This window comes from Legionella londiniensis, assembly GCF_001467825.1.
Lineage (GTDB): Bacteria > Pseudomonadota > Gammaproteobacteria > Legionellales > Legionellaceae > Legionella_A > Legionella_A londiniensis.
This window is the reverse complement of the sequence record NZ_LNYK01000007.1, coordinates 67,613-88,335: the sequence shown is the minus strand read 5'-3', so window position 1 is coordinate 88,335 and position 20,723 is coordinate 67,613. Positions and strand designations below refer to the sequence as shown.

The window sequence follows — 20,723 nt, the reverse complement described above, 5'->3', positions numbered from 1 at the left end:
GATTATGGCTTTTCCCAGGAAAAGCCACTTGATGTTCGATAACAGCCAGATGCCACAAGCTGTTTTTGACCATTTTTTATCTCTAAAAAACCTTTTCAGTCAAAGAATAAAAACATCTCTTATTCTTTTTCTAAAATTTCCGGAGTAATCAATCCTTCTGCGATTTCGCGCAGCGCGACTACAGTTGGCTTGTCATTTTCCCATTCCACCAAAGGCTGCGCGCCCTTTACCGCAATTTCCCGCGCGCGCTTGGAAGCAAGCATCACCAGTTCAAAACGATTGTTTACATGTTCCAAGCAATCTTCAACCGTCACACGTGCCATACATTACCTCTACGAAATTATAAACCTTGACAAACATCGCCAACTTGCTGATATTTAAAAATCTATTACTTATATAATAGCAATAGTTGGGTGCGTTGGCGCCCGAATACTGGACTAACTCATAACCTAGCTCCTCAAGAAACGATGGTTCACCGAGGCATAACCACCGCCCTGAGCTGCTACTGGATTAATTTACCACAAACCGCATCCAGTTTTGACAGTTTTTTGTCTGCAACCAAACCCGTACTGTTAAGCATTGATATGCTTTATCTGTACTCGGGATTGATTAACTGTCAAAAATAGTGCGATCTATTATTTTACTGCGATGATAGCAGGAAGGAAAGCAATTGTTTTTGCTCTATACGCTGTCTTTGCATTCTCAAACGGTGAGCGGTCACAATTGACTGCAATTGATGAGCTGCTTTTTCAAAATCATCATTGATGATTAAATAATCAAACTCATGATAGTGGCTCATTTCATCCTTGGCTGACTGCATTCGCTTTTGAATCACTTCTTCATCATCTTGCCGGCGGGAAGTGAGACGCTGCTTTAGGGTATCAAGCGAGGGGGGAATCACAAAAATTCCGACTGCGTTTTTAAATTGTTGCTTGATTTGTTGGGCCCCCTGCCAATCTATATCCAGCACGACATCAATACCTGCCTGCAGGCGATCTTGAATCTGCTCCACCGACGTACCGTAATACTGGCCAAATACGCGGGCATATTCTACAAAAGCGCCTGCGTCGATCATGTCTTTAAATTCCTCTTCCGACACAAAAAAATAATCCACCCCCGATTGTTCGCCCGGCCGTTTTTGGCGTGTGGTATGAGAAATGGAAATTTCAATATTATCTAGCGCACTCACCAGTTTTTTGACCAAACTGGTTTTGCCGCCTCCAGAAGGCGCAGCTACAATAAAAAGACTACCTGGATATCGTTCTGCCATTTTTTACTCAATGTTTTGAATTTGTTCCCGCATCTGTTCGATCAGCACTTTCATCTCAACCGCATGCTTGGTTAAAAGCGCTGAATCTGATTTTGAACTTAGGGTATTTGCTTCCCGATTCAACTCCTGCATTAAAAAATCAAGACGCCTGCCAACGGGCTCCGCGCTCTGTAAGGTGCGGGACACCTCATGGATATGCATGTCCAATCTATCCAGCTCCTCACTGACATCAAGCCGGGTAATCAACAAGGCAATTTCCTGCTCAAGGCGGCTTTTATCTACCGCCATTTGTAAACTATCCAAGCGGTTTTGCAGTTTTTCCCGCTGCTGGAGCGCAATAGAAGAAGTCTCTTCTTTCGCTTGCCGCACTTCTTTTTTGAGAAGAGCAAGGCGTGATTGAATGCTTTTGTCCAATGCACGGCCTTCTGTTTCCCTTGCAATTAATAACTGCTTCAATGCTTCTGCAAATGTATCGAGTACATCCTTTGCAAGCACTCCGCCATCAGAATCGGCAACTTCTATCGCACCTGGCCAATTTAAAACCTGGCTCAGCGTTAAATCATTAGCCAAGCCATATTTCATGGCTATGGAAGATCCTGCGTCCAGCATTGTTCTTATCAGAGTATCATGAATTACTATAGGCTGATTTTCATCACTTAAACCGCTGATTTTAAGAAAACAGTCTAATTTCCCCCTGTGGATCTGCCCGCGAAGCTTTTCCCTTAAGCCTGCTTCCAGCATTCGAAATGCTTCCGGCAAGCGAAAAGATGCGTCAAGATAGCGATGATTAACTGATTTTATTTCCCAGCAAAGCAGTTTTTGACCAATCTGGTTTTCTACTCTGGAGAATGCCGTCATACTGTATGTCATTTAATCTACCAGCTGAACAGTTTTGGGCGACTATACCTTAAATTGTTATAAAAGCAAACAGGCATGCTAATCACTGCTCAACAGGGCAAATCATATTTTGTTATATCATGGACTATTTATGTCATTAAAACACATTCTGCCATCGCAATGACATGATCTTAACCTTAGGCGTTCCAAGCGAACTTCTGTAAATCATCCCTGATATGTTAAACTTCACCATTTTGCAAGAGGATACCAACATGCGTCCAAGTAACAGAGAACCAAATCAACTAAGACCTGTTAAAATTACTCGCCATTACACGGCTCATGCCGAGGGTTCTGTGCTTGTTGAATTTGGTCAGACCCGTGTTTTATGCACTGCAACAGTGACGGACGGCGTGCCAAGGTTTCTAAAAGGAAAAAATCAGGGCTGGATCACTGCAGAATACGGCATGTTGCCTCGTTCTACCCATAGCCGCAGTGAGCGGGAAGCCAGCAAAGGCAAGCAGGGAGGAAGAACACTGGAAATTCAGCGTTTGATTGGCCGTTCATTACGCACTTGCATCGATTTGAAAACGCTTGGCGAAACCACCATTACTTTGGATTGCGATGTGATTCAGGCTGATGGCGGAACAAGAACTGCGGCCATAACCGGCGCTTGCGTTGCCTTAAAGGATGCAATCAGCTGGATGGTTGGCAGAGAAAAATTACGGAAAAACCCAACGTTCAACTATGTATCTGCCGTATCCGTAGGCATATACCGCAACCAGCCTGTCCTTGATCTGGATTATGCAGAAGACGTGCTGGCTGAAACTGACATGAATGTGGTCATGAATGAACAAGGACAATTTATTGAATTGCAGGGAACCGCAGAAGATGGCAGTTTTAGCCGGGAGCAATTAAATCAAATGCTGGAACTTGCTGAAACAGGAATCAATGAATTAATTCAAATACAAAAAAACGCATAAAATTTTCTGCTCAATATTCAGCCGGAATAACTTTTATGCGCAAATTTCTGTTCAATTTATGCTGAAGCGAATGCGCATTGGCTTGATTGATATGAAAATATTTGTGCCAGGATAGCGCGCCCGCATGCTGCGGACAAGCTGCGGCATGTAGGGTGGTGTCGCGCATTGTCAACAGCCCCTCAAGAACGCCTCACTGGAAAAGCGTTTTGTTCAAAGCAATGTTGCGCGCGGTCTGGCGGGCAATGAGGTTGGAATTGACCAGCTGAACCAGATGCTGATCCAGGGTCATCATGCCTTGAGCCTGGCCAGTTTGAATGGCGGAATACATCTGCGCGACCTTATCTTCGCGAATTAAGTTGCGAATTGCTGCGTTGCAAATCATGATTTCCAGGGCAGCAACCCTTCCCCCGCCAGTTTTTTTCAGCAAGGTTTGAGCCACCACTGCCTGCAAGGATTCTGAAAGCATGGAACGAATCATTGCTTTCTCATCGCCTGGAAATACATCAATAATTCGGTTAATGGTTTTGGTGGCTGAATTGGTGTGTAATGTGCCAAAAACCAAATGGCCTGTTTCAGCAGCTGTCATCGCAAGCCGTATGGTTTCCAAATCCCTTAATTCGCCCACCAGAATGATATCAGGATCTTCACGGAGCGAGGAGCGTAATGCAGCGCTGAAGCTATAAGTATCACGATGGACTTCCCGCTGATTTACGAGGCACTTATTGCTTTGATGCACAAATTCGATAGGATCTTCAATTGTTAAGATATGTTCATAGCGGTTTGAATTGATATAGTCGATCATGGCCGCAAGGGTTGTGCTTTTTCCTGAACCGGTAGGCCCGGTCACCAGTACCAACCCCTTGGGATATGAAGCTAGCTCCTTAAAGACAGGCGGTAAATTCAAATCCTCCAGCGAAAGAATTTTTGAGGGAATGGTTCGAAAAACAGCAGCAGCGCCTCTGTCCTGATTAAACGCATTCACACGAAACCGAGCAATGTTTTTGATTTCAAAGGAAAAATCCGTTTCCAGCTTCTCTTCATATTCTTTCCGCTGCTTGTCATTCATAATATCATAAATTATCTTTACGACGTCTTTATGTTGAAGGGCGGGCACATTAATTTTACGTAAATCGCCGTCTACCCGAATCATCGGGGGCATACCGGATGACAAATGCAAATCGGAAGAATTGTTTTTAACTGCAAAGCCTAATAACTCGGCTATATCCATGGGTCATTATTCCAACGTTCAAAGACTTATATTGAAGATAGCTCAATATTCAACCAGCAGCAAATGATTAATCCTATCCGCTTTCGACTTAAGCCATTTAAAAAAATGGAAAATCTCATTGTGAACTTCATGATGCGATGCAGAAAGACTTGAGCAGAATTCGCGGCAGGTTGCCTGACTGATGCTCGCATGATGGATGAAAAATCAGGCAGTGCAACAGAAAAAAACTTAGAAACCAATTTTAATACACCTTGTGCTGTGTTATACTCCTTCAGAATTATGCCTTAGACGCAGTGAAGCATTGGATATTAATACACAATTTAAACCTGATCGTAAACAGGACATTACCTGGATCCTTGGTTTATATGGCACAGCAATTGGAGCCGGCACTTTATTTTTACCTATTGATGCCGGAATCAGCGGAATTTGGCCATTAATCATTATGGCAATTCTCGCCTTCCCCATGACCTATTTTTCTCACCAGGCGCTTTGCCGTTTCGTTTTATCAGGCGCAGCCCCCCAAAGCGATATAACAGATGTGGTTGAGGAACATTTTGGCCCCGTAGCCGGCAGAATATTAACCCTGCTCTATTTTTTTGCCATTTTTCCAATTTTATTGATGTATAGCGTGGCGCTTACTAATACCTTGCAGAGTTTTATGCACCATCAGCTTCATATATCCCCGCCCCCGCGCAGCGTGCTGGCTTTTATAATAATTATAGGTTTGATGACGATCATCCGTTTTGGCCAAGACCTCATCGTTAAATCAATGAGTGTCCTTGTTTATCCATTTGTAGCGATCTTGCTTGCTTTTTCACTCTACCTTATCCCTCACTGGAATGGCGCCATTTTATGGCATGACGGGATGAATATGAGTTCGAGGCACGGTTTTTTAATGACTGTATGGCTTATCATCCCTGTGATGGTGTTTTCTTTTAACCATTCCCCCATCATTTCATCCTTTGCGCTCAGCCAAAAACAACGCTTTGGGGCAAATGCGGATGAAAACAGTTCACGGCTATTGCGGCAAACACATTTGCTTATGATAGGTACAGTCTTGTTTTTTACCTTCAGCTGCGTCTTCAGCCTTTCGCCGCATGACTTGTTACAGGCGAAAGAACAAAATATCTCGATTTTATCCTACCTCGCTAATCATTTTCATGCCCCCTTCATTGCCTATGTAGCGCCGTTTGTTGCTTTTATTGCGATTTCCAAATCATTTCTCGGCCACTATCTTGGCGCACGAGAAGGACTTGAAGGGTTATTGCAAAAAGCAATTTACAAGGAAGGCAAAAGAAACAGTAATCAAAAACTAAGATCCCTTATTGTTGACGCCGTTATCGTTTTGAGTTGCTGGCTGATTGCGACCTTAAATCCCAATATTTTAACCATGATTGAAACATTGGGCGGGCCAGTTATCGCTCTGATTTTATTCTTAATGCCGATGTATGCTATTGCCAAAGTGCCTGCAATGAAGAAATATCAGGGCCGCATCAGCAATGGTTTTATCCTGTTGATGGGCCTTGCGGCGTTATCCGCCATACTCTATGGCTTATGTGAGAGCTTAATCTATTAGTCAGTCATTATAAAGAAAAAGTTGAACGGGGATTAACTTCCCCGATATTTTTATTCTCTTCCTCTCTTTTTATCACTTCAAAACCATCTTCAAAACTTTCTTCGCATTCTTCTTGTATATGCCTTGCATCATGCTGGGAAACAACTGTACCTCGGGTCAGGTTGTGAATCGCGTCATAAGTGGTAGGATATTGCTCTTTTTGGGTCGCAGCCATTTGCATCCCGGGAGGCTGGCTGCGCCACAACCTCTTGATTCCTACACTCAGTAATGCCGCAATGCCCGCGGTGATGGCAAGGCCACCGCCTAAAACGCCTGCTGCAATCAAGCTGCCTGAGACTGCCGTTAAACTGCCAAGTATCACACCAGTAATTGGAATGGCTGCAATGCCTCCTGTTACCGCCAGCAATCCTGCGATAATTAAAAAAGAAGCTACCCCTGCCGCCAACAGTAATTTACCCTTATGCCTCTGGAAAAAAGTTGTCGCAAGCGGCTGGTAGACTCGATTTGTATCTTCGACTTCTCCGTTGGCAAGGCGGATATTATGATTGACCAGATTATATTTATCATAATGACTGAAGCGGCTTGAGAGGTCATGAACAGAAACTTTGCCCTCCGTAAGCGCGATGATATTAGCCGCAGTCCAGGCACCACAGTGGGTATCATCATGTTGCACGCCCTGGTAAATTGTATTAAATTGTGTCACATTGAAGCCATTATCAAGCAAAGCTTGCTTCATGGATGAGCTTGGATACCAAAAAGAAACATACCACGGCCTTGAATCGATGAGTGTCGCGACCCCTGTTTTTACATCATAATGCAAGGTTGCCCAGTGCCTGCGGTTATAACGCTGCTCGGCAACAGGAAAGATTAAGGTATTTATGCGTTTTTTTGTTTCTTCGGGCAGCTTATTGCAGGTTTCTTTTAAAGATTCGGACAATGAGCGCATTTGAAAATCCTGCACATCGGTGACCGGCGTAAAGACAAGCGTGCTGTCAGTCTGATAGCAAAGCGGTATTTTAGACCCGCTCATTTCATCATATTGCTGAGGAACTTCGGGCTCGATCTTGATTTTGCTTGGCTCCCCAAGCACGCGTATCAAATCATTGCGGGTATAACGGGCGTTTAAGGGCATGGCATCAATCTCATAGATTAGCTTAACTGTTTCATTTTATAGCACTAACATTAAGAAAAAATTAATTTTTCGCTTTTTATGGCATAAGATGAAATCTGTGGACAATAGTTACATAACACTGGAATCGGTTTGATGAATATTGAAAAACGTCTTAAAACATTACAGGCTCAAATCCATCATGTCGCCTTAACCTGCAAGCGGGATCCGGACTCAGTGCATATTCTCGCAGTCAGTAAGGGCCAGCCTGTCGAAAAAATCAAACGCGCATATGAAGCAGGCCTTACCAGTTTTGGAGAAAGCTATCTTCAAGAAGCGCTGCCGAAAATCAAAGCCTTGGCAAAACTTCCTGTTTCCTGGCACTTTATCGGTGCCATTCAAAGCAATAAGGCTAAAGAAATTGCCAACTATTTTTCGTGGGTTCATAGTGTGTGCCGATTAAAAATCGCAAGGCTCTTAAATGATGAACGACCTCCCGAGCTACCCCCGTTAAATGTGTGTGTGCAGATCAATTTTGGCGAAGAAAAACAGAAATCAGGAATTGATCCGGAACAGGCGCACGAACTGATTGCCGCAATTTTGACCCTGCCCCGGTTGCGCTTGCGGGGATTGATGATGATTCCGCCTCAATCCGCAGAAGAAAATCAACAGTATTTATATTTTGCCCGTTTAAAGGAGCTTTTTAATTTATTAAACTCCAGTTTACCTGTAAAGTTGGATACCTTATCGATTGGTATGAGCAGTGACTGGCCCGCTGCCATATGTGCTGGAAGTACCATGATCCGTATTGGACAAGCAATATTTGGCGAAAGACACTCATGAAAATCAGTTTCATCGGCTTTGGAAATATGGCGAAAGCCATAGCATGCGGCCTGTTAAAAACGAAAAAATTCCAGATTTCCGCCGCGGCTCCTTCTTTAACCGCGGGCGTGAATGATCAGGGCATTGAAACCCATAACGACAATCTTGCTGTATTACCCGGCAGGGATGTCATCATCCTTGCCATTAAACCTGCGCAAATGAAAGCCGTCTATCATCAAATATCGAGACATCTGCCGCCTACGAGCTTGCTCATCTCGCTGGCTGCCGGCATTGATTTTAACTGGTTTGCACAAGAATACGACAAACCTGTCCCGATAGTGCGGGCAATGCCCAATATAGCATCAGCGATAGGCCTGGGCGCGACGCCCCTAATGGCAAACTCATGGGTTACGAAGCCGCAGCAAAAAAAGGCAGAATTAATTTTTAACCATGTAGGTATTACTACCTGGGTCACAGAAGAAAAAGAGCTCAATATCTTTACAGCCTTATCAGGCAGCGGCCCGGCTTATATTTTTTTATTTATGGAAGCCATGATCAACGCAGCAGTCGATATGGGCATTGAAAAAGCCGCCGCACAAAAATTTACCTTGCAAACTGTTATGGGGGCGGCTAGCCTGGTTGAACAGAGCGCCAGCGAGATTGCGGAATTAAGAAAAAGAGTAACTTCTCCGGCAGGGACAACGGCCGCGGCCATTGCTGTTTTTCAACAACATGGCCTCGAACCTATTGTCAAGGCTGCGATGACATCTGCGTTAAAACGTGCGGAAGAACTGCAATCTGCTTCTTGAAGCAAGCCAGGTAACTGGCAATGGACATGAGTGATCAATTATAAAAAACGAGGTTCGTATGGCAGGGTTAACTACAGTGGGTTATTTTTTATTTAACTTATTTTTCAGCTTACTCATTTTTTTGCTTTGGGCGCGCATTGCCCTTCGCTACCTCAGGGTAAGCTCCCTGCATCCCGTTAGCCGAATGATTCATACCCTGACTGATGCTGTCATCCAGCCCATTAACCGCCTCCTGTTTCAAGGCTCACGACAAAGCCGGTATGATTGGGCATGCATTACTTTTCTCGTATTGGTTGAAATAATAAAATTCGTATTGCTGGCTTTGCTTTTTTACGGTGCCATCATCCCCATTGTCTTGCTTTTTATCTGCGTTTTAGCGGATTTAATTGTCCAACCTTTGGATCTCCTGTTTTACGCCATCATTATTCGTGTTATCTTGAGCTGGGTCAACCCCATGTCGCAACACCCAATTGCCGAAATATTAAGGCTCATCACCGAACCTGTTCTACAATGGGGCAGGCGGCTGGTTCCGGATATTTCAGGATTTGATTTTTCTCCTATTTTAATTTTGGTCATTATTAAGATTATTACTATTTTTATTCGTGCCTCAATACCGCTTGTTTGAGATTTTCGGCCAAGCGGCAAGAGAAAAAATCAGATTGTCGACTATACTATAGTTAATGAACTTGCCGCTTGAAATCAATTATGAGCAACAATTCAGCCAATGCCCGCAATTCCTCTCATAAACAAGCCATGACTTCATATGGTTTGTTTCATCTTCTTATTTTATCTGCGATTCTACTGTTTTCGCCATCTTCATTTGCTGTTGATATGCTCTATTGCCCGCAAAAACAAGGCTATATCAAAATTGGCATGAAAGAGCAGGAAGTGCTTGCTGCCTGCGGGGAGCCGCTCAGCAAGCAGGAAGTGGATCAAGCTCCGAACATCCAGGTTCCTGTTAAGCAGCTGATTTTTACAAGGCTTAATGAAAGCAGTTTATACCCTACGCTTGAGCCGATTTATGAGGAATGGTCCCTGCCCTCCGGTACAACCCGGGTCAGACTGGAAGTGGATGTTATTAATGATAAAGTGAGCTCCATCCGCTTAAATGGCTCAGATACCAATGCCGTTTCTATCTGCCAGTATGGGACGTTCCAGGTAGGCGATGAGGAAAGCAAGGTCTTAAATGCCTGCGGGAGTCCTGAACTGGTGAACAATACCTTTATTTATCAACCCGTCCCCACCAATGAAAAGCCGCAAATTTGGATTTACCAGATAAATCCTTACCAACCTCCAGTACGCTTGACTTTTGTTGACGGGGAATTACAATCCATCAACTGAAATCAGATTAATAACCTTAGCCGCATCAATAGCGGCAGCTTTTTTTTCCGCGGCAAAAGATCAATCATAACATTAAAACCTACGGCATTATTATTTGGAAAACTTGGATGAGCGAAACAATTGATGATATAACTGTTTCTTACAGCGAAAATGGGGTTGAAACCACTAAAGAATTAGATAAGGAAATCTTATCCAAGGGCGCATGGACCACTATTCTCTTCCGCTATCAAGACTGGGATAACAGCAAACAGGCTTATGGTCCGGTCAAGTATTCCATTCGCCGCTACCAGAAGCGCAACAACCAATACTGGCAAAAATCAAAATTTAATATCTCAAGCGAAGAGCAGGCTCGCAAAATTATTCATATTTTATCAAACTGGCTTGAAAAAGACTCAAAAAGCGAATAAACCGCATTCAAGTTTAAAGCCATGCTGAGATGCCCTCTAGGCTTGACCCTGCAGCCTTGCCCATGCCCTGCCGAGGATCTCGTGCCAGGCAATATTTAAATAAACCAGATTTTTGGGGTTGGGCAGGTAATATTTTTCCCAGCGCTCATCCTGCCAGAAATAAGTAAAATCCGTAGGGGCGGCAATGGGCTTCAATCCTTGCTTGCGACATAACGCCATGGCTCGGGGTAGATGGATAGCTGAGGTTACAAGATAAAAGGGCTCTTGATTTAACCTTTTTTTAAGCTCTCTTGCCTGACTGGCAGTGTTGCTGGAATTAGACTCAATAACTATGTCTTCATGAGGTATGGCAAGCCAGGAAATGATTTCTGCCAGGCGATGCGCCTCTTTTTTCTCCCCGCCATATTCGCCGCCGGATAACAGCAATTTCGCATGAGGCAATAATCGATAAAGCCTTATTCCTTCAAGAAGCCGCCTGATACTTGCCGTATACAATACGTTATGGGCTTCTCCGTCTACATATTGCGCCTGCCCGCCACCTAAAACGACTACCCAATGCACGTTTGGGTTTGGTTTTTTCACCACTGGGTATTGATTTTCAAGTATTCTGGTTAGCCACATCGGCAACCAACCCATGCTGAACAATATGAGAGCACCCACTCCTGTTGTGATGCCGATACGGACGCTTCTCGTGTTTCCAAACCAATGCAATCCCACCGTAAAAATGACCAGAATGGACAGGCCAATAATATAAGGATTAAAAACTGCTTCCAGGAAGTGCCGGTAAACAAACATATGCTTATTCCCTTAAAACGCAGCAGAAAATCGGCTGAATTCTTATCTGACTCGCTGCATTAAATAAAAGCCAAGTAAGGCAAAGATTAAGATTGGAGCAAAAGCTGCGATTTCTACTGGCCATTGAAACACCTGGCTTATGGGCCCAAAAATCCGGTTAATGATATGAAAGGTAAAGCCCAAGCTTGCCCCAATCAGTAATTTTGACCCCATAGAAGAAGATCGCAAAGGGCCAAAAATAAAGGGGATAGCTAAAAACATCATTACAGCAGTTGTTATTGGCTGTAACAGGCGTTGCCAAAAAGCCAACTGATAGTTAAGCGCCGTTTGGTGATTTGCTTTTTGGATGCGCAAATATTGGCGTATTTCACGCAGGGTCATTTCATCCGGTTCGCTGCTGCCCACCTGCAAAATTCTTGGTTTAAGGGCAATATCCCATACCATGTTGTCATGAAATTTTGCCTCTGTGGACTGAGGTGTAATCCTCGTTTCGGAAATACCGCTTGCTATCCACTGACCCTCGCGGTATTCAATTTTCTCAATTTGTCTTGCACGTTGCAGATGATGGCTGTCGTTAAAGCGGAATTGACTCACATTCAATAAAATATTGTTCGGTAATATGGTATCAATATTGATAAAATCATTTCCTTGCCGCAGCCACACCCCCCTGGCTGTCCGTAAAGCCTGGCCTTCACTCATAGCCTGCAACCGTTGATCATTAGCCATTTGCGCCAAGCGAGGCACAATAGTCTCACCCAGTATGGTAACAATAACAATCACAATGAAAGCTGCTTTAAGCACCGCCACAATGACTTGCCCGATAGACATGCCGGCGGCACGCATGACGACGAGCTCATGATGGCTTGCGAGCACGCCAAGCCCCACCAGGCTGCCAAGCAAGCTCGCCATGGGAAAGAAAAGATAAACCTGGTAAGGCATTTGTAAAAAAACATACACGGCAGCCTGAAGCAGCCCAAAATTTGCCTTTCCCAGGTCATCTAACTGATTAACAAATAGAATGAACAGTTGCAAACCAGCCAGCAAAAGGGTCACAAGGCCAATTGCCGCCAGCACGGTTCTTGCAATATAGCGCTCAAGCAAGCGGGACTTCATGATAATTTCTTCCCGTTTCGCCAGATTAAAAACAATCCAAATGCGGCAACTGCAAAATGCAGCCACCCCATTCCCAACCAAATTGGCAGCTTTCCTGCAATCAGCCAGTCCCTGGCCACAAACATAAAATTGGCATAAATGATAAAAAGCACAACTGCGGGAAGCAGCTTGGCATATTTGCCTGAGCGTGGGCTGACGCGGCTTAAAGGAACGGCAACTAAAGTCAGGACAAAAACCATGATCGGTATGGATAATCGCCATTGCAATTCTGCTGCTTTTTGACGATCAGGGTTGTTCAGCGGCCAGAGAGTTTTTGTTGCGGCTGTACGGATATCTTCACTGACGGCGGAAACGGGATGCGGCAATCGCGCCCGGTAATCGCTAAACTCAGCAACCTGATAATCTGCCTTGCCAGGCTGGCCTTCATAAGCTTTGCCATCCTGAAGAATAATATAATCTTCCCCGGTACTCTCTTCTGTCTCTGCATATGCTTTATCAGCCCAGATGACATCCCATTGTTGCCTGTTATTCTTCTCTACCAGTTTGGCAAGAAAAACATGTTTGGCCTCAGTATGGGCAGGATTCATTTTTTCTACGTAGAAAACCTGGCGGCCGCCGGGGATTTCGCGAAACCGTCCCGGCACTATGGTTTTTATAAGGGTTTGAATACCGGTTGTGCGCAGTAATTTTGCCCGCTCCACAGCTATCATCGGGCTGACCCAGAGCATGATGATCATGACCGCCCCTGCCACAACAGAAGCCATGATGAAGCTATGCTTTAACAATTGATTTGGGCCGTAGCCGCATGCTTGCAATACCGTCATCTCGCTTTCCGCGTATAAGCGTCCATAGGCGAGTAACAGCGCTACGTAAAAGCCTAAAGGGAGTAAAAGCCCCATTAAATTAGGCAATTCAAGCATCATGAGTTTCATGATAAACACAGCAGGAATTTTTCCGCTGGCCGCGCGGCTTAAATAGCGCATAAACTGGTTGCTCATGAAAATCAGCATCAAGATGGTGGTCAAAGACGCCAAAGTGATAAAGACTTCCTTAGCCAGATAACGAAAAATTATCACAAGGATAGTATGCCTCTTAAAAAGTTAACTAAAACGCTGCTTCCTTTTCAGATGAGAGCAAAATCATACCATTTTGGATAATGAATGCATTTATACAATTTGCTATTTCCGCACGGGGAAGCCCATCTTTCAAATGGCATCAATATTGGGCATATAGCCAAAATACGATTTTGCCTGACTATTCAAATTATCCAAAATTGAAAAACAAGCCCATAGTATATACCATTTTGATGAATGAGTGGTCTTCCTGGAAAAAAATCTAAAACCTGATTAAACTTGCAGTTTTATCTATCCGGATGCAGCATGAAATACGCATTAACCCATACGCCTGCCATTAATCCAAACGAATGCCTGGTATTAGGTACCTTTGGCCGTGATTTGCCTGAAGTTGCATATCACCTGGATAATAAACATCACGGCCTTTTAGCCCGCCTTGCCGGAAAACTGCTCGACAAGGGCGATATAATCTGGAGCGACATCGACGGCTGCGATTTAATGCTTGTTCATTGCGGCGCGGAAAATCGCTTCTCTGCAGCAGAATTAAAAAAAAGAATCGAAGACATTGCCGATCAGCTCATAAAACGACGGACAAACGTCGCGACCATTTGCATGCCGTTGTTGAAAAAACAAAGCCCAGACTCGCAATTGCAGCAAATGGTGTTGCAGTTTGATGCCCAATTTTATCAGCTGCTTGAATTTAAAAGTAAAGACAAAAAAGCCTATGGCATAGAATCGCTGCTCTTCTACTTACCCGGCAGCCAAGATAAAACCCTGACAAAAGCAAAAGCCATTGCAGAAGGCGTGCGCTTGGCACGTACGCTTGCCAATTTGCCTGCCAATGTCTGCACGCCTGCCTATCTCGCCTCTCAAGCCATGGAGCTTGCAGAACATTACGATTCGCTAAACGCCAAAATCATGACCCCGGCCGATATGAAAGCCATGGGCATGGGAGCCTTATTAGCCGTGGGCCAAGGAAGCACAGAACCGCCCAAATTGATTGAACTGCAGTATCTGGGTGCAGGCGACAGGCCGCCTGTGGTTTTGGTAGGCAAAGGCATAACCTTTGATTCTGGGGGGCTATCTCTGAAACCTGCTGATGCCATGACGGAAATGAAATACGATATGGCAGGGGCAGCCAGCGTATTTGGCGTGCTTAAAGCCTGTGCGTTGCTGAATCTTCCTGTGAATGTCATTGGTCTTGTGGCGGCTGCGGAAAATATGCCAAGCGGTCATGCTGTGAAACCTGGCGACATCGTGAAAAGCATGTCAGGCCAAACTGTTGAAATCGTCAATACAGATGCTGAAGGGCGCCTGGTTTTGGCCGACGCACTCACCTATGCCGAACAGTTCAACCCCAAGCTCGTCATTGATATTGCCACATTAACAGGCGCTGTGCTTGTAGCTCTTGGGACTGTCTATACTGGCTTGATGACAGAAGATGACGAGCTTGCCGATATGATTTTACAGGCCGCGCGAGAGAGTCTTGATAAAACCTGGCGGCTTCCTCTGGAAGAGGCCTATCAAGACGCGCTCGAAAGCCCGCTGGCCGACATGATGAATGCTGGATTTGACCGCATAGCGGGCAGCATTACTGCTGCTTGTTTTTTGTCAAAATTTACCAGAAAATACCGCTGGGCGCACCTGGACATCGCGGGCACTGCCTGGATTTCAGGCAAAAAGCGCAATGCGACCGGCCGCCCTGTACCACTATTAATGCAGCTATTACAAGATGTTGCCAATCAGGATTGATTTTTATCTTCTCGAAGAAGGCGGGCCTGAGGCCCGCTGGCTGCTTGCCTGCCGCCTGCTTGAAAAGGCATATGCGCGCAATCATCAGGTTTTTGTCAACTGCAATCATCAAGAAGATGCTGAGAATCTCGATGAATTGTTATGGACTTTCAAGGATGACAGTTTCATTCCGCACAATTTGCAAGGCGAAGGGCCTGAGCCGCCCCCTCCTGTTCAGATTGGCTTTGGCAAAGAGCCGCGGGGGTTTCATGATTTACTGATGAATCTTGCGGATAATATTCCTCATTACTACCAGCGCTTCCAACGCGTCATTGAAATTGTTTCTGCTGATGAAGTATCAAAGGAAATTAGCCGCAGGCATTATCGCGACTATAAAGGCCAGGGCTGTAACATCCATATTCACCAGCTTTCCCAAAGCCCTGATTAGGCTGCAGGTTATCCATCAAGAAATTGGACTGCCCCTGCGGCCATAACGTTCCAGCAGAAAACTGCCAACAGCACGCATGGCCATTGCCTCACCACCCTCTGGCCGCCCTGGTTTGCTTCCCAAATTCCAGGCCATAATGTCAAAATGAGCCCAAGGGATGCCAGGGTCGACAAAACGTTGCAAAAATAATGCGGCGGTAATCGCGCCTGCATAGGGCGAAGCGCTGCAATTAACCAGATCGGCAACAGTTGATTCAAGCATGCTGGAATAATTCCCGTAGAGGGGCAGACGCCAAATTGGGTCAAATTTTTCCTCTCCTTTCTTGCTCAAGTGTATCGCCAGTTCGTCATCAGAGGTAAAAAGCGCTGAAATTTCCGTGCCGACTGCTACTCTTGCCGCTCCCGTAAGTGTTGCAAAATCAAGCAGCAACTCCGGTTTTTCTTCACAGGCTTTACAAAGGGCGTCCGCCAGAATCAGGCGGCCTTCTGCATCGGTATTATCAATTTCAACGCTCAATCCATTGCGCATGTATAATATATCACCCGGCCGATAAGCATCTCCTCCAGGGGAATTTTCAACAGCAGGAATCAGTACTTGAAGGCGAATTGGCAGTTGAATAGCCATAAGCCAACTTGCCAAGCCAATCACTTGAGCAGCACCGCCCATATCTTTTTTCATCAAGCGCATGCCGGAGGAGGGTTTGATATCCAAACCGCCTGTATCAAACGTAACCCCTTTGCCAAGCAAGGTCACTTTGGGGTGTGCGGCATCTCCCCAGGTGAGTGATAAAAGCCTTGGTTCTTTTACAGAGCCCCGGCCTACTGCATGAATAGCAGGAAAATTATCATCCAATAATTCATTGCCAACCCATTGCTTAAATATCCCGCCGTGTTCATTGGCAAGTTTTTCCACAACTTCAGCGAGATGCTCAGGAGACAGATCATTTGCGGGAGTATTAATCAGATCACGAACCAGAAAAACTGCCTTGATTTCCGGCAGGAGCAAATCAAGTTTTTCCTTGGGCAGCAAGAGGACTCTCGGCAAAGCGTCGGCCGATTTGTACCGATCAAAGCGATACTGCGCAAGCCCCCAGCTAATTTGGGCAAACTCTGATAATTGCGATTCTGGATAATAATGTCCTGGCGGTATCATGGTTGCAGCATGCGCCATAGCCAGAGCTTGATGACCGTCACCCGTGCCTATAATGATTTTTTCAGGACGCCCTTTTGCGTTACGAATAATGGCAAATTGCCCGAGGTTGCCGTTAAATTGCTGTATGGCAAAATGTTCACGCTCATAGGGCGTTAAACCTGGCAGCTGCTGCTGAAATTCCGCTTTGCTCAAGAAGCTTAACGGCAAGGCATCACTGCAGGTTGTCTTATAAAAAATATCCGCTTGCATGGTAACTCCTGGATTGAATATCCCCTCCTGCGAAATCAAACCGCTCCTATTTGCCCGCGAAATTGAGCAGGGCGCATGCCACAAAGGATCAAGGATAATATATATATAACCAAAGCCGCCAGCACGTGCCCAAGCAATAAACCAAGGCGCGCAATTGCCGCGAGATCCATCCAGTATGAAGCATCTCCAACCGCCCACAAAAGATACATACTCATGATCATATTCGCAATCAAAAGTTGCAGGATAAATTTTCCCCATCCCGGCAAGGGAATATAAATACGGCGCCTGACCAGCAGTAAAAATAAAATGGCGCAATTGACGTATCCCGCAATCGTTGACGCCAGGGTTAAACCCGCATGTTCCAAGGGACCAATGAGCAAAGCGCAGAATATTGTATTCACAACCATGGCAGCCGCGCCAACTTTCACTGGAGTTTTGATATTTTGCCGGGCATAAAATCCAGAGGCCAACACTTTAACCATCATAAAAGCTGGAACGCCAAGAGCCAGAGTAAACAAGCTTTTTTGCGTCTGCAACACATCAAAAAGGGAAAACTTGCCGTAAGCAAAACAGCTGCTGATCAATGGCATCGCAAATAGTGCCAATCCCAGCGCCGAAGGCACACCGATAAGCAGCAGCAAGCGCAATCCCCAGTCAAGCGCTTTGGAAAACAGTTCGACACTGTGTTCCGTGTGCCTGCGAGATAAATGCGGCAAGATGACTGTCGCAATAGCAACGCCAAAAACACCCAAGGGAAAATCAGTCAAACGATCGCTGAAGAACAGCCATGAAACGCTGCCTACTTTAAGAAAAGAGGCAAAAATGGTATCGATTAACAGATTAATTTGTGCAATCGATACGCCAAATAAAGCAGGAACCATGAGCTTCAATACCCGTCTGACACCCGGGTCGCTGAATAACAATCGAGGCTTGACCAAAAGCTTACGCTGGTAAAGAAAAGGCAGCTGAAAAAGCAATTGGGCAATACCTGCAAAGAGAACCCCCCATGCCAAGGCAATGACAGGGTTAGAAAAATGGGGACTTGCAAATACAGCGGCCACGATCATTGAAATATTGAGCAAAACAGGAGTAAAAGCCGGCACGCCAAAATAACCGTAAGTATTCAATATGGCCCCTGCCATAGCTGTTAATGATACCAGCATCAGATACGGAAAGGTAAGGCGCAGCATCTCAATAGCCATCAGCGAACGAGGAGAACCTTCGCCAAACCCTGGCGCAAAAATAAAAACGATATAAGGGGATGCAATAATTCCGACAAGCGTTACCAGTGTAAGAATAGCGCTGAGCGTACCTGCAATACGGGCCAGAAACAAACGAACTTCCTCAATGGTCCTGGTTTCCTGATACTCGGCCAATACAGGTACAAAAGCCTGCGAAAAAGCCCCTTCCGCAAACAGGCGGCGCATGAAATTGGGTATTTTAAAAGCTATGAGAAAAGCATCCATTCCGACAGAGGCACCAAAAAAATGCGCAAGGGTCATATCGCGCGCGAACCCCATGATGCGCGATATGAATGTCATGAGAGAAACCAGGGTTGTAGAACGCAAAAGACTTTGTTGTTTGGGAACTATGGTTTCGGGCACTGCCATCTCAATTCATCTATTAGGCAAAATTGATATTATACGCAAACTGAAATTAAACGGTGGAAAAATCCCAATATTTTTTCCTGCCTATACAGGGTAAAATCATGATTTGACTATACAATGCTTTATTTGTTCTGTTTTAGATCAATAGGAAATCTGTTTCTAAAGATCAGCATCAGCCTATTCTCTGCCCGTAACCGGCAACTGGCAGATCAAGTTTGAACTACTACACTTAAATAATGGTTCGAAATCTTTCAACCCAGCCTAATCTTTTTGAGCAGCAGGTATGAGAATTTAAGAGGGATCATGATATCGGATGAAAATTATTTTGATCATGATGCCGATATCGGCATCATCGGCCATGGTAAAACGGTAGAAGAATGTTTTATAAATGCCGCAGAAGCCATGTTTGCTTTAACTGCGGATCTGTCGTTGGTGCATGCCCATTCATCAGTTAATTTAGAATTTAGGGAACAAGATTTGGAGTTGGCTTTTGTGACCTGGCTTAATTTGCTTTTGGCAAAATCGCAAACCGAAAACCGGGTGTTCAGCCGTTTTCAGCTCTACCGAACAAATGAACTGTGGAAAGGTAAAGCCTGGGGGGAAAAATGGCGGGATGATATCGTACGGGGCATTGAAGTGAAAGGGGCAACGCTAACCATGCTGTCAGTCAAACAGACGAACAACCGTTGGATCGCGCAATGCGTGGTGGATGTCTAAAGTTCACAGGATATTGTTATGGATATGACGACAATAAAACAAATTGATGAATATTGTTGGGCGCCGGTTGAAGCCTTGGATTCAGTGCGGATGTACGGCAGCAGAGATTTAATTTCCGCTATGGATGAAAAAGTGCGCGAACAAATCATCAACGTTTCGCAACTCCCAGGACTTGTGGGGCCTGCGATGACCATGCCTGACGCTCATTGGGGTTATGGATTTCCAATTGGAGGCGTTGCCGCTTTTGACGCTGAAAAAGGCGGCATTATTTCTGCAGGCGGCGTCGGTTTTGACATTTCATGCGGTATCCGTTGTCTAAGAACTAACTTGTTTCAAGAAGATATATTATCGAAACTCCAGCCCCTTGCTGATGAATTGTTTGCTGCGGTCCCCTCGGGCGTCGGCTCGCAAGGAAAGCTGCGTTTGACCAGTTCCCAGCTGGATGAAGTCATGCAAGGCGGCGCTGAATGGGCTGTCAGTAAAGGCTATGGCGAAAAAGAAGACTTGTCCTATATCGAAGAAAACGGCCGCATGCAGGGAGCAAATCCTCTGTATGTTTCGGATTTAGCCAAAAAACGTCAGCTAAAGGAAATGGGCACATTGGGCTCTGGAAATCATTATCTGGAGATTCAAGTGGTCAAAACGATACATCGGGAGGATATTGCCAAAATATTTGGACTTGTTAAAAATCAAATCATCGTTTCCATTCATTGCGGCTCTCGCGGCTTGGGCCATCAGATAGGTACAGACTATTTAGTGTCCTTGGCCAAAGCGGCCAAACAACAAGGAATTCATTTACCCGATCGTGAGCTCGCCTGTGCCCCGATACTTTCAAAAGAAGGGCAGCAATATCTGGGGGCGATGTGTGCCGGCATTAACTGTGCGCTTGCTAACCGACAGATTATTACCCATCTAGCGCGCCAGGTTTTCTCAAAGATTATATCAAAGGCACATATTGAAACCTTGTTTGATGTGTCGCATAACACCTGCAAACGGGAAGTACACCATATCGATGGGCAAGCAAGGGAAATATACATCCATCGCAAAGGAGCAACGCGCGCCTTTGGGCCAGGGCACCCTGCCTTACCAATACGTTATAAAAAATCAGGCCAGCCGGTATGCATTGGCGGGAGCATGGGCACAGGCTCTTATATATTGGCAGGAAACTCTCCTGAATTTAATCATGCCTTTGCCTCAGCCTGCCATGGCGCAGGTCGAAAAATGAGCCGAAGACAGGCTTTGAAAAAATGGCGCGGCAAGGAACTTGTTCATGAACTTGAAAATCAAGGAATTTATATTTACAGTTATTCGATGCGCGGTATCGCGGAAGAAGCCCCAGACGCGTATAAGGATATTGAGGAAGTCGTCATGGCAACTGAACGTGCCGGTCTGGCACAAAGAGTCGCTTTTCTCAAACCGATAGCATGCATTAAAGGCTAGGAAAGCAATGTGTAAAATAC

21 protein-coding genes are annotated in these 20,723 nt (G+C 45.2%); 11 read left to right on the top strand and 10 right to left on the bottom strand.

Going from position 1 to position 20,723, the window contains the following annotated elements; translation table 11 throughout:
• Positions 1-119: 119 nt before the first annotated feature.
• The 3 genes from rpoZ to Llon_RS02460 form a co-directional block, all read right to left on the bottom strand.
• On the bottom strand, positions 120-323 hold the full coding sequence (gene rpoZ, locus Llon_RS02470) for a DNA-directed RNA polymerase subunit omega (RefSeq protein ID WP_058528494.1): 204 nt from the start codon (positions 321-323) through the stop codon (positions 120-122).
• 317 nt (positions 324-640) lie between these two features.
• Positions 641-1,270, bottom strand: a complete 630-nt coding sequence (gene gmk / locus Llon_RS02465; RefSeq protein ID WP_058528493.1) for a guanylate kinase — start codon at positions 1,268-1,270, stop codon at positions 641-643.
• A 3-nt stretch (positions 1,271-1,273) separates the two neighbouring features.
• Positions 1,274-2,140 (bottom strand): YicC/YloC family endoribonuclease, encoded by an 867-nt coding sequence (locus Llon_RS02460; protein WP_058528492.1) that lies wholly within the window; start codon positions 2,138-2,140, stop codon positions 1,274-1,276.
• 239 nt (positions 2,141-2,379) lie between these two features.
• Here Llon_RS02460 and rph point away from each other — a divergent pair, with 239 nt between their 5' ends.
• A complete protein-coding gene (gene rph / locus Llon_RS02455) occupies positions 2,380-3,087 on the top strand; it encodes a ribonuclease PH (protein ID WP_058528533.1) in 708 nt (235 codons plus the stop codon).
• 190 nt (positions 3,088-3,277) lie between these two features.
• Here the strand turns inward: rph and Llon_RS02450 are convergent, their stop codons facing one another.
• Positions 3,278-4,315: a type IV pilus twitching motility protein PilT gene (locus Llon_RS02450; protein WP_058528491.1), complete on the bottom strand. Its 1,038-nt coding sequence runs from the start codon at positions 4,313-4,315 to the stop codon at positions 3,278-3,280.
• Between the two features lie 301 nt (positions 4,316-4,616).
• Between Llon_RS02450 and Llon_RS02445 the strand changes: the two genes are divergently transcribed.
• Entirely contained in the window at positions 4,617-5,891 is a 1,275-nt protein-coding gene (locus tag Llon_RS02445; RefSeq protein ID WP_083503240.1) for a serine/threonine transporter, read from the top strand.
• A gap of 7 nt (positions 5,892-5,898) precedes the next feature.
• On the opposite strand, the gene Llon_RS02440 is transcribed toward Llon_RS02445, so the two are convergent.
• Positions 5,899-7,023, bottom strand: coding sequence for a phage holin family protein (locus Llon_RS02440; RefSeq protein ID WP_058528490.1), 1,125 nt, complete (start codon positions 7,021-7,023; stop codon positions 5,899-5,901).
• A gap of 132 nt (positions 7,024-7,155) precedes the next feature.
• Here Llon_RS02440 and Llon_RS02435 point away from each other — a divergent pair, with 132 nt between their 5' ends.
• The 5 genes from Llon_RS02435 (at position 7,156) to Llon_RS02415 (ending at position 10,378) form a co-directional block, all read left to right on the top strand.
• Positions 7,156-7,842 carry a YggS family pyridoxal phosphate-dependent enzyme gene (locus Llon_RS02435; protein WP_058528489.1) on the top strand — a complete coding sequence of 229 codons (687 nt, stop codon included), beginning with the start codon at positions 7,156-7,158 and terminating at the stop codon, positions 7,840-7,842.
• The gene (gene proC, locus Llon_RS02430) at positions 7,839-8,630 is read left to right on the top strand and encodes a pyrroline-5-carboxylate reductase (protein ID WP_058528488.1); all 792 of its coding nucleotides are present in this window, start codon (positions 7,839-7,841) and stop codon (positions 8,628-8,630) included. Before Llon_RS02435 ends, proC begins: the two co-directional genes overlap by 4 nt.
• A 58-nt stretch (positions 8,631-8,688) precedes the next feature.
• Entirely contained in the window at positions 8,689-9,255 is a 567-nt protein-coding gene (locus Llon_RS02425; protein ID WP_058528487.1) for a YggT family protein, read from the top strand.
• Between the two features lie 80 nt (positions 9,256-9,335).
• Positions 9,336-9,971 carry a DUF2845 domain-containing protein gene (locus Llon_RS02420; protein ID WP_083503239.1) on the top strand — a complete coding sequence of 212 codons (636 nt, stop codon included), beginning with the start codon at positions 9,336-9,338 and terminating at the stop codon, positions 9,969-9,971.
• Between the two features lie 107 nt (positions 9,972-10,078).
• Positions 10,079-10,378: a hypothetical protein gene (locus tag Llon_RS02415; RefSeq protein WP_058528486.1), complete on the top strand. Its 300-nt coding sequence runs from the start codon at positions 10,079-10,081 to the stop codon at positions 10,376-10,378.
• 36 nt (positions 10,379-10,414) lie between these two features.
• On the opposite strand, the gene Llon_RS02410 is transcribed toward Llon_RS02415, so the two are convergent.
• The 3 genes from Llon_RS02410 to lptF are packed head-to-tail and all read right to left on the bottom strand — an operon-like array spanning position 10,415 to position 13,362.
• Positions 10,415-11,173 carry a YdcF family protein gene (locus Llon_RS02410; RefSeq protein ID WP_058528485.1) on the bottom strand — a complete coding sequence of 253 codons (759 nt, stop codon included), beginning with the start codon at positions 11,171-11,173 and terminating at the stop codon, positions 10,415-10,417.
• 42 nt (positions 11,174-11,215) lie between these two features.
• The gene (lptG, locus tag Llon_RS02405; RefSeq protein ID WP_058528484.1) at positions 11,216-12,286 is read right to left on the bottom strand and encodes an LPS export ABC transporter permease LptG; all 1,071 of its coding nucleotides are present in this window, start codon (positions 12,284-12,286) and stop codon (positions 11,216-11,218) included.
• Entirely contained in the window at positions 12,283-13,362 is a 1,080-nt protein-coding gene (lptF, locus tag Llon_RS02400; protein WP_058528483.1) for an LPS export ABC transporter permease LptF, read from the bottom strand. The genes lptG and lptF overlap by 4 nt, the downstream gene beginning before the upstream one ends.
• Before the next feature lie 303 nt (positions 13,363-13,665).
• Here lptF and Llon_RS02390 point away from each other — a divergent pair, with 303 nt between their 5' ends.
• Positions 13,666-15,111 (top strand): leucyl aminopeptidase, encoded by a 1,446-nt coding sequence (locus tag Llon_RS02390; protein WP_058528481.1) that lies wholly within the window; start codon positions 13,666-13,668, stop codon positions 15,109-15,111.
• The gene (locus Llon_RS02385) at positions 15,092-15,538 is read left to right on the top strand and encodes a DNA polymerase III subunit chi (protein ID WP_058528480.1); all 447 of its coding nucleotides are present in this window, start codon (positions 15,092-15,094) and stop codon (positions 15,536-15,538) included. The genes Llon_RS02390 and Llon_RS02385 overlap by 20 nt, the downstream gene beginning before the upstream one ends.
• 15 nt (positions 15,539-15,553) lie before the next feature.
• Here Llon_RS02385 and Llon_RS02380 read toward each other — a convergent pair whose 3' ends face one another.
• Positions 15,554-16,939, bottom strand: coding sequence for a leucyl aminopeptidase family protein (locus Llon_RS02380; protein ID WP_058528479.1), 1,386 nt, complete (start codon positions 16,937-16,939; stop codon positions 15,554-15,556).
• A 35-nt stretch (positions 16,940-16,974) separates the two neighbouring features.
• Positions 16,975-18,549: a murein biosynthesis integral membrane protein MurJ gene (gene murJ / locus Llon_RS02375; protein WP_058528478.1), complete on the bottom strand. Its 1,575-nt coding sequence runs from the start codon at positions 18,547-18,549 to the stop codon at positions 16,975-16,977.
• Positions 18,550-18,849: 300 nt separating this feature from the next.
• On the opposite strand from murJ, the gene Llon_RS02370 reads away from it, so the two are divergent.
• The gene (locus Llon_RS02370; protein ID WP_058528477.1) at positions 18,850-19,263 is read left to right on the top strand and encodes an archease; all 414 of its coding nucleotides are present in this window, start codon (positions 18,850-18,852) and stop codon (positions 19,261-19,263) included.
• An 18-nt stretch (positions 19,264-19,281) separates the two neighbouring features.
• Positions 19,282-20,703 (top strand): RtcB family protein, encoded by a 1,422-nt coding sequence (locus Llon_RS02365; RefSeq protein WP_058528476.1) that lies wholly within the window; start codon positions 19,282-19,284, stop codon positions 20,701-20,703.
• The last annotated feature ends 20 nt before the right edge of the window (positions 20,704-20,723 follow it).

Bases quoted from the DNA above. Each gene is read 5' to 3' on its own strand.
- rpoZ (WP_058528494.1), bottom strand. From the start codon at position 323: ATGGCACGTGTGACGGTTGAAGATTGCTTGGAACATGTAAACAATCGT.
- gmk (WP_058528493.1), bottom strand. From the start codon at position 1,270: ATGGCAGAACGATATCCAGGTAGTCTTTTTATTGTAGCTGCGCCTTCT.
- Llon_RS02460 (WP_058528492.1), bottom strand. From the start codon at position 2,140: ATGACATACAGTATGACGGCATTCTCCAGAGTAGAAAACCAGATTGGT.
- rph (WP_058528533.1), top strand. From the start codon at position 2,380: ATGCGTCCAAGTAACAGAGAACCAAATCAACTAAGACCTGTTAAAATT.
- Llon_RS02450 (WP_058528491.1), bottom strand. From the start codon at position 4,315: ATGGATATAGCCGAGTTATTAGGCTTTGCAGTTAAAAACAATTCTTCC.
- Llon_RS02440 (WP_058528490.1), bottom strand. From the start codon at position 7,023: ATGCCCTTAAACGCCCGTTATACCCGCAATGATTTGATACGCGTGCTT.
- Llon_RS02435 (WP_058528489.1), top strand. From the start codon at position 7,156: ATGAATATTGAAAAACGTCTTAAAACATTACAGGCTCAAATCCATCAT.
- proC (WP_058528488.1), top strand. From the start codon at position 7,839: ATGAAAATCAGTTTCATCGGCTTTGGAAATATGGCGAAAGCCATAGCA.
- Llon_RS02425 (WP_058528487.1), top strand. From the start codon at position 8,689: ATGGCAGGGTTAACTACAGTGGGTTATTTTTTATTTAACTTATTTTTC.
- Llon_RS02420 (WP_083503239.1), top strand. From the start codon at position 9,336: ATGAGCAACAATTCAGCCAATGCCCGCAATTCCTCTCATAAACAAGCC.
- Llon_RS02415 (WP_058528486.1), top strand. From the start codon at position 10,079: ATGAGCGAAACAATTGATGATATAACTGTTTCTTACAGCGAAAATGGG.
- Llon_RS02410 (WP_058528485.1), bottom strand. From the start codon at position 11,173: ATGTTTGTTTACCGGCACTTCCTGGAAGCAGTTTTTAATCCTTATATT.
- lptG (WP_058528484.1), bottom strand. From the start codon at position 12,286: ATGAAGTCCCGCTTGCTTGAGCGCTATATTGCAAGAACCGTGCTGGCG.
- Llon_RS02390 (WP_058528481.1), top strand. From the start codon at position 13,666: ATGAAATACGCATTAACCCATACGCCTGCCATTAATCCAAACGAATGC.
- Llon_RS02385 (WP_058528480.1), top strand. From the start codon at position 15,092: ATGTTGCCAATCAGGATTGATTTTTATCTTCTCGAAGAAGGCGGGCCT.
- Llon_RS02380 (WP_058528479.1), bottom strand. From the start codon at position 16,939: ATGCAAGCGGATATTTTTTATAAGACAACCTGCAGTGATGCCTTGCCG.
- murJ (WP_058528478.1), bottom strand. From the start codon at position 18,549: ATGGCAGTGCCCGAAACCATAGTTCCCAAACAACAAAGTCTTTTGCGT.
- Llon_RS02370 (WP_058528477.1), top strand. From the start codon at position 18,850: ATGATATCGGATGAAAATTATTTTGATCATGATGCCGATATCGGCATC.
- Llon_RS02365 (WP_058528476.1), top strand. From the start codon at position 19,282: ATGGATATGACGACAATAAAACAAATTGATGAATATTGTTGGGCGCCG.